Below are 8,098 nucleotides of genomic sequence, written 5' to 3'. Positions count from 1 at the left end.
GTATTTTCTACGGAAATATGCTATACTAAGGAAAAAGAAAATCAAAAACGTTCAGGTTTTCTAATAATCGTAGAAATGGGGTATAAGGATGAAGGCTATTATTACAGTGGTTGGCAAGGACAAGGCTGGTATTGTAGCGGGAGTGTCTACTAAGATTGCAGAGTTGGGTTTGAATATTGACGATATTTCTCAGACAGTACTGGATGAGTATTTTACAATGATGGCAGTTGTATCTAGTGATAAAAAGCAGGATTTCACCACTCTTAGAAATGAGTTTGAAAGTTTTGGGCAAACCTTGAATGTGAAAATCAATATCCAAAGTGCAGCGATTTTTGATGCTATGTACAATATCTAGGAGGTAGCCATGGATATTAGACAAGTTACGGAAACCATTGCCATGATCGAGGAGCAGAACTTCGATATCAGAACCATCACCATGGGGATTTCCCTTTTGGACTGTATTGATCCAGATATCAATCGTGCTGCTGAAAAGATTTACCAAAAAATTACCACTAAAGCTGCAAATTTAGTGGCTGTAGGAGACGAAATTGCTGCAGAACTTGGGATTCCTATTGTTAATAAACGGGTATCGGTGACTCCAATTTCTTTAATTGGTGCTGCGACTGATGCGACAGACTATGTTGTTTTGGCAAAGGCACTTGACAAGGCTGCCAAGGAGATTGGTGTTGACTTTATCGGTGGATTCTCAGCTTTGGTACAAAAGGGTTATCAAAAAGGAGATGAGATACTCATCAATTCTATTCCACGCGCTCTAGCTGAGACAGACAAGGTTTGTTCGTCTGTTAATATTGGCTCGACCAAGTCAGGTATCAACATGACTGCGGTCGCTGATATGGGACGTATCATCAAGGAAACAACTGCGCTATCAGATATGGGTGCGGCCAAGTTGGTCGTATTTGCTAATGCTGTTGAGGACAATCCTTTTATGGCAGGGGCCTTTCATGGTGTAGGGGAAGCAGATGTTATCATTAATGTCGGGGTTTCGGGTCCTGGTGTGGTCAAGCGCGCCTTGGAAAAGGTTAGTGGACAGAGCTTTGATGTAGTAGCGGAAACAGTCAAGAAAACGGCCTTCAAGATTACTCGTATAGGTCAGCTGGTCGGTCAAATGGCGAGTGAACGCCTTGGTGTTGACTTTGGAATTGTCGACCTAAGCTTGGCACCTACTCCTGCAGTTGGTGATTCTGTGGCACGTGTTCTTGAAGAAATGGGCCTAGAAACAGTTGGTACGCATGGGACGACGGCTGCCCTCGCTCTTTTGAATGACCAAGTTAAGAAGGGCGGAGTGATGGCTTGTAACCAAGTCGGTGGCTTGTCAGGTGCTTTTATCCCCGTTTCTGAAGATGAGGGGATGATTGCTGCGGTGCAAAATGGCTCTCTGAATCTAGAAAAGCTAGAAGCTATGACGGCTATCTGTTCTGTTGGGCTGGATATGATTGCCATTCCAGAAGATACGCCTGCTGAAACCATTGCGGCTATGATTGCGGATGAGGCGGCAATCGGTGTCATTAACATGAAAACAACGGCCGTCCGTATTATTCCTAAGGGCAAAGAAGGCGATATGATTGAGTTTGGTGGTTTGCTAGGAACCGCTCCAGTGATGAAGGTCAACGGGGCTTCGTCTGTTGATTTCATCTCTCGTGGTGGGCAAATCCCGGCTCCAATCCATAGTTTTAAAAATTAATAAAAAAGAGAGAAGATTTAAGTTGGGTTTAAGGATGACTGTGTATACTATAATCATTAAATAAAGACCTCCTAACTTTATTTAATAGGAATCCTAAACTTTTTCATAATAATCTCCTAGGGAAGCTACCATGAGGGTAGCTTTTCTTTTGGATAATTTACAAATGTTGGCTTTGCTTTTGAAAGCCGAATATTTCTTTGATCCATGATATAATAGAAGAAAATGGAGGATAGAAAATGTCTAAAGTAAGATTGTACTTGGTCCGTCATGGGAAAACCATGTTTAACACGATTGGACGTGCTCAAGGATGGAGTGATACGCCTCTAACCGCAGAAGGTGAGTTGGGAATTCATGAGTTAGGAATTGGCTTGAGAGAGTCTGGTTTGCAGTTTGACAGAGCTTATTCCAGTGACTCAGGGCGTACCATTCAGACCATGGGAATTATCCTAGAAGAACTGGGCTTACAAGGGAAAATCCCTTACCGCATGGATAAGCGAATCCGTGAGTGGTGCTTTGGTAGTTTTGATGGGGCCTATGATGGAGACCTCTTTATGGGGGTCATTCCTCGTGTTTTCAAGGTGGATCATGTTCATCAGTTATCCTATGCGGAGCTAGCTGAAGGTTTGGTAGAGGTTGATACTGCTGGTTGGGCTGAAGGTTGGGAAAAACTCAGTGGTCGTATCAGAGAAGGTTTCGAAACGATTGCCAAAGAAATGGAAGAACAAGGTGGTGGCAATGCCCTGGTTGTTAGCCACGGGATGACCATTGGTACGATGGTTTATCTCATCAATGGCATGCATCCGCATGGTCTAGATAATGGTAGCGTGACCATTCTAGAATACGAGAACGGTCAGTTTACAGTCGATGTCGTTGGTGACCGTAGCTATCGGGAACTGGGACGTGAGAAGATGGAAGAAAATAAGCATTGATAAAAGATAGCTCTAAGAGCTGTTTTTTATTCTGCTTAGCAAGATTGTTTTCGGTGCCAATCTTTCTTGACAATGGAGGGAAAAGATTCTTTCTCGACTTTCAAATTCCCCCAAAAATGGTATAATAGTAACATCATAAAATTGGAGAAATAGCATGAGTTTTTACAATCATAAGGAAATTGAGCCTAAGTGGCAAGGCTACTGGGCGAAACATCATACATTTAAGACAGGAACAGATGCCTCAAAACCGAAGTTCTATGCTCTGGACATGTTCCCATATCCTTCAGGAGCTGGATTGCACGTAGGACACCCAGAAGGTTATACTGCAACCGACATCCTCAGCCGTTACAAACGTGCCCAAGGTTACAATGTCCTTCACCCAATGGGTTGGGATGCCTTTGGTTTGCCAGCTGAGCAATACGCTATGGATACGGGGAATGACCCAGCAGAATTTACAGCAGAAAACATTGCCAACTTCAAACGTCAAATCAATGCGCTTGGATTCTCTTATGACTGGGACCGTGAAGTCAACACAACAGATCCAAACTACTACAAATGGACTCAGTGGATCTTCACCAAACTTTACGAGAAAGGCTTGGCTTATGAAGCGGAAGTCCCAGTAAACTGGGTTGAGGAACTAGGAACAGCTATCGCTAACGAAGAAGTCCTTCCTGACGGAACTTCTGAGCGTGGAGGCTATCCAGTTGTCCGCAAACCAATGCGCCAATGGATGCTCAAAATCACTGCCTATGCGGAGCGCTTACTCCATGACTTGGATGACCTTGATTGGCCAGAGTCTATCAAGGATATGCAACGCAACTGGATTGGGAAATCAACTGGTGCCAATGTAACCTTTAAAGTAAAAGGAACAGACAAGGAATTCACTGTCTTTACTACTCGTCCGGATACTCTTTTCGGTGCAACCTTTACCGTTCTGGCTCCTGAACATGACTTGGTTGATGCTATCGTCAGTCCAGAACAAGCCGAAGCAGTAGCAGACTATAAACACCAAGCCAGCCTCAAGTCTGACTTGGCTCGTACAGACCTTGCCAAGGAAAAAACCGGTGTTTGGACTGGTGCTTATGCCATCAACCCTGTCAATGGCAAGGAAATTCCAATCTGGATTGCAGACTATGTTCTTGCTAGCTATGGAACCGGTGCTGTCATGGCTGTGCCAGCCCACGACCAACGTGACTGGGAATTTGCCAAACAGTTTGGTCTTCCAATCGTAGAAGTGCTAGAAGGTGGCAATGTGGCGGAAGCTGCTTATACTGAAGATGGACTTCATGTCAATTCTGATTTCTTGAACGGTCTTAACAAAGAAGAAGCGATTGCTAAAATTGTAGCTTGGTTGGAAGAAAAAGGTTGTGGTCAAGAGAAGGTTACCTACCGTCTCCGCGACTGGCTCTTTAGTCGTCAACGTTACTGGGGTGAGCCAATCCCAATCATTCATTGGGAAGATGGGACTTCAACAGCTGTTCCTGAAAGTGAATTGCCACTTGTCTTACCAGTAACCAAGGATATCCGCCCTTCAGGTACTGGTGAAAGTCCACTAGCTAACTTGACAGACTGGCTGGAAGTGACTCGTGAAGATGGCGTCAAAGGTCGTCGTGAAACCAACACCATGCCACAATGGGCTGGTTCAAGCTGGTACTACCTCCGTTATATTGACCCACACAATACTGAGAAATTGGCTGACGAGGAGCTCCTCAAACAATGGTTGCCAGTAGATATTTACGTGGGTGGTGCAGAGCATGCTGTCCTTCACTTGCTTTATGCTCGTTTCTGGCACAAATTCCTCTATGACCTTGGTGTTGTACCTACTAAAGAGCCATTCCAAAAACTCTTTAACCAAGGGATGATTTTGGGAACAAGTTACCGTGACCACCGTGGAGCTCTTGTAGCGACTGACAAGGTTGAAAAACGTGACGGATCCTTCTTCCATGTGGAAACAGGAGAAGAGTTGGAGCAAGCACCAGCCAAGATGTCTAAATCTCTCAAGAACGTTGTCAACCCAGACGATGTAGTGGAACAATACGGTGCTGATACCCTTCGTGTTTATGAAATGTTCATGGGACCACTTGACGCTTCAATCGCTTGGTCAGAAGAAGGTTTGGAAGGAAGCCGTAAATTCCTCGACCGTGTTTACCGTTTGATTACAAGTAAAGAAATCGCTACGGAAAACAATGGTGCTCTTGACAAGGTCTACAATGAAACAGTCAAAGCTGTCACTGAGCAAATCGAGTCCATGAAATTCAACACAGCCATTGCCCAACTTATGGTCTTTGTCAACGCTGCTAACAAGGAAGACAAACTCTATGTGGACTATGCCAAAGGCTTTATCCAGTTGATCGCCCCATTTGCACCTCACTTGGCAGAAGAAGTCTGGCAAACAGTTGCAGCAACAGGTGAATCCATCTCTTACGTGGCTTGGCCAACATGGGACGAAAGTAAATTGGTTGAAGACGAAATCGAAATCGTCGTCCAAATCAAAGGTAAAGTTCGTGCCAAACTCATGGTCGCTAAAGACCTGTCACGCGAAGAATTGCAAGAAATCGCTCTAGCGGATGAAAAAGTTAAAGCAGAAATTGACGGTAAGGAAATCGTGAAGGTGATTAGTGTCCCTAACAAGCTTGTGAATATTGTGGTGAAATAACCAATTTATTTGCTCATTTGCAACCTCAAACAGTTCCCCAAACTGTTTGAGCCAACTAAACTCGTTAATATCGTTGTGAAATAAGATAGGAATCCTTCAGAGTAGAATCTGGAGGATTTTTATTTGACAAGAAGTTTCTGTTTTGTTAATATAATTAACAAAGAAAAGAGAGATTATGGATAAAAAAGAATTTATTACATTTAATAATCGTTTCAATAGATTTATTTTAGCGTTTGAACAGTTAAAAAAAAATCAACATAAAATTAGTATTGACAAATCCATTACGTTGAATGAGGTACATTTGATTGTTGTGATTGGGAAAAATCAGCCCTTAAATCTAGTAAAATTATCTGAATTATTAGAAGTTTCTAGAAGTGCAATAACTCAAAGTGTTAGGAGATTAATTCAAAAAAATTTAGTTGTTTTTGATTTTGCTCCGAATAATGGGAAAAATAAATATTTGAGATTATCTGAAAAAGGCATCGAAGTTTTTAAAATCCATAAGGAGCAACAAGCATATATTGAAAAATCGGTCTTTTCAGTTTTAAACAACTATAGCGAGGAAGAGCTTCAGACAGTTGTGAAATTGATGGATGATATTGAAAAGGTATGGGGGGAATTACCGTGGTAAAAGTCACGGTAAATTTTAAATTTGGTTGTTAAGTATATTAACAAAAGGAGAAGATATGACTGTAAACATTGAACTGATTTCACAAACTGACTTAGCAGATGAATCTTTTTATATTACTATCAATGGTTTAGAACCAAGGGCAAGGTATTGTGTGGAAATGTACCTATCTGATTACTACTGTATAAATGCTCCCTTGCTTTTAGATCATGATGTCATGTGGAAATCAACTGCAATTTTTTTGTCTGATCAGGGCGGTATGATTGATACCTCTCAGATAGCATCTATTTCGGGATCTTATAAAGGGATTTCAGGAATGGGCTTATTCTTTAATGCGAAACCGTTGAAGAATAGGAAAAGGAGATTACCCAGTTCTCTTGATAGAATTCCATTGCGAGATCGTTTTGGTGTTGAAATTAAAATCAAGCTGGGGAAAGATGTGGTTGCGGAGCAAAATTTTGTAAGGCGTTATATGAATCTGGGAATAAGGTATCAAGATATTTATGATAAGCATTTTCAAGGTCGATTATTTTATGATGAAAAGTTGAGAAGAGCACCAGCCTTGATTATTGTTAGCGGAAGTGAGGGAAGAATTGAAAAAGCTCAGAATATTGCCCAACTTTTATCTTCTAGAGGCTATATTTGTCTTGCGATAGCTTATTTTGGTTTAGAGGGATTGCCCAAAAATTTAGAACGAATTCCGATAGAATGTCTGGAGGAGGCGAAAGATTTTCTATATCATCATCCTCAAGTTGATAATACAAAAATAGGAATATATGGTCGCTCTAAAGGAGCCGAGCTTGTTCTGGCTGGACAAAGTATTTTGGATGATGTGCAATGTTTGGTACTCAATTCCCCCTCAAATGTAATATTTGAGGGAATAAAGGGAAAACTCAACTCTCATTCATCTTCTTGGACATATTTGCAAAAAGAACTTCCGTATCAAAAGTTTCAACTAGGAAATTATTTGTTAAACAAGTTTTTGGGAAAGCATATTCCTGAAGATAGTAGGGCTCAGATTGATGTGAGTAAAATTGCCTCTCCTTTATTATTACTAGGAAGCGATGTTGATGAAATATGGAATGCATCATCCGCGATAGATGATATTATTTCACATTATAAGGGGAAATCCATTTTGTTCAAAAAATACCATGAAACAGGGCATATGTTGACGGTTGCTTATCAACCGAATCATCGTCATCGAAAAGATTGGCGCTTATTAATGAAAGAAAGTGTAGACTCTTGGTTTGCTACGATAAATTTTTTTGATACACATCTGAAAAATTTGTAGATAGTGCTGAACCGTGCTATAATAGTCCCAACTAAGATAAAAACACAGTTCTGGTTGGTAGTCCAGACGTAGGCAAGCCTATCAGTAACCTTCCTCCTTGGTTGTCCGTTCTTAGGGATAGATTTAAGGAGGTGCTGTCGTGGAAATCGTTTCAATTGGCTTGACAGTTTATTTTGAAGATGGATTTTGGCATGGATTGTTTGAACAAGAGTATGAGGGAACTTATCAAGTTTGTCGAGTGACATTTGGTCAGGAACCAAAAGAGGATGAAATTTTGAGACTTATACAGACTCAGTTTGTTCGGTTATCTTTTAGTCCAGAGGCAACAGTCAAACAGCATGTGAAGATTAAGAATCCGAAGCGTCTGCAGCGAGCTGTGAAGAAACAAGTAAAGCAGAAAGTTTCTTCTAAGTCACAAGAGCTTTTACAGTTGCAGTATGACGAACGAAAAAAGCATTCAAAACAACAGTCTAGTCTCCAAAAGCAATTGCTCAAGCAAGAGAAATTTGAACGCAAACAGCAAAAACGTAGAGAGAAGCACAAGGGTCACTAGTGACTCTCTCTTTCATAAAATAGAACAGCTCTTCTTGGATAACAAGAGCTGTTTTTGCTTGTATTGAAGATTTCTTTCCTAATAGATAGACTTATCGTTAATGGCAGTTTCAAATTCAGGACCATACTTGCTTGCTTCAAATTCAATCCTGCCCCATTCAGCATTTTCATTTTACTAGAAAGGAGAGTGTGTCATGATTTCTGATTCATTTTTTATTGTTTGCTTTGGCGAGAACAATACTACCGACTCTTGGATTTTCTGCTAGATGTGGTAAAACATCTCTTTTATAGCACATATTTAAAAGGGCAATATGTTGCTGTAAGTGATTTTCAACTTCCT

At 41.1% G+C, this 8,098-nt stretch carries 7 protein-coding genes; all 7 read left to right on the top strand.

The window, feature by feature from the left end; genetic code table 11:
* Window positions 1–88 precede the first annotated feature (88 nt).
* The 7 genes from HMPREF9189_RS09710 (at window position 89) to HMPREF9189_RS09680 (ending at window position 7,759) form a co-directional block, all read left to right on the top strand.
* On the top strand, window positions 89–355 hold the full coding sequence (locus HMPREF9189_RS09710; RefSeq protein WP_000644112.1) for an ACT domain-containing protein: 267 nt from the start codon (window positions 89–91) through the stop codon (window positions 353–355).
* A gap of 9 nt (window positions 356–364) precedes the next feature.
* Entirely contained in the window at window positions 365–1,702 is a 1,338-nt protein-coding gene (locus tag HMPREF9189_RS09705) for a PFL family protein (protein ID WP_000354900.1), read from the top strand.
* A gap of 236 nt (window positions 1,703–1,938) precedes the next feature.
* Window positions 1,939–2,631: a histidine phosphatase family protein gene (locus tag HMPREF9189_RS09700; RefSeq protein WP_000049289.1), complete on the top strand. Its 693-nt coding sequence runs from the start codon at window positions 1,939–1,941 to the stop codon at window positions 2,629–2,631.
* A 154-nt stretch (window positions 2,632–2,785) separates the two neighbouring features.
* Window positions 2,786–5,287, top strand: coding sequence for a leucine--tRNA ligase (leuS, locus tag HMPREF9189_RS09695; protein ID WP_000011795.1), 2,502 nt, complete (start codon window positions 2,786–2,788; stop codon window positions 5,285–5,287).
* A 175-nt stretch (window positions 5,288–5,462) separates the two neighbouring features.
* The gene (locus HMPREF9189_RS09690; protein ID WP_000358210.1) at window positions 5,463–5,918 is read left to right on the top strand and encodes a MarR family winged helix-turn-helix transcriptional regulator; all 456 of its coding nucleotides are present in this window, start codon (window positions 5,463–5,465) and stop codon (window positions 5,916–5,918) included.
* A 55-nt stretch (window positions 5,919–5,973) separates the two neighbouring features.
* Window positions 5,974–7,206 (top strand): acyl-CoA thioesterase/BAAT N-terminal domain-containing protein, encoded by a 1,233-nt coding sequence (locus tag HMPREF9189_RS09685; RefSeq protein WP_000217706.1) that lies wholly within the window; start codon window positions 5,974–5,976, stop codon window positions 7,204–7,206.
* Window positions 7,207–7,345: 139 nt separating this feature from the next.
* The gene (locus HMPREF9189_RS09680; protein ID WP_000407105.1) at window positions 7,346–7,759 is read left to right on the top strand and encodes a YjdF family protein; all 414 of its coding nucleotides are present in this window, start codon (window positions 7,346–7,348) and stop codon (window positions 7,757–7,759) included.
* Window positions 7,760–8,098 lie beyond the last annotated feature (339 nt).

The sequence above is a fragment of the Streptococcus sp. oral taxon 071 str. 73H25AP genome (assembly GCF_000146755.1).
In the GTDB taxonomy this organism is placed as follows: Bacteria; Bacillota; Bacilli; order Lactobacillales; family Streptococcaceae; genus Streptococcus; species Streptococcus oralis_T.
The sequence above is the reverse complement of the archived record's forward strand: the minus strand, read 5'-3'. Positions and strand labels throughout refer to the sequence as shown.

Coding starts and splice junctions, on each gene's coding strand:
- HMPREF9189_RS09690 (WP_000358210.1), top strand. CDS start 5,463: ATGGATAAAAAAGAATTTATTACATTTAATAATCGTTTCAATAGATTT.
- HMPREF9189_RS09705 (WP_000354900.1), top strand. CDS start 365: ATGGATATTAGACAAGTTACGGAAACCATTGCCATGATCGAGGAGCAG.
- leuS (WP_000011795.1), top strand. CDS start 2,786: ATGAGTTTTTACAATCATAAGGAAATTGAGCCTAAGTGGCAAGGCTAC.
- HMPREF9189_RS09700 (WP_000049289.1), top strand. CDS start 1,939: ATGTCTAAAGTAAGATTGTACTTGGTCCGTCATGGGAAAACCATGTTT.
- HMPREF9189_RS09685 (WP_000217706.1), top strand. CDS start 5,974: ATGACTGTAAACATTGAACTGATTTCACAAACTGACTTAGCAGATGAA.
- HMPREF9189_RS09710 (WP_000644112.1), top strand. CDS start 89: ATGAAGGCTATTATTACAGTGGTTGGCAAGGACAAGGCTGGTATTGTA.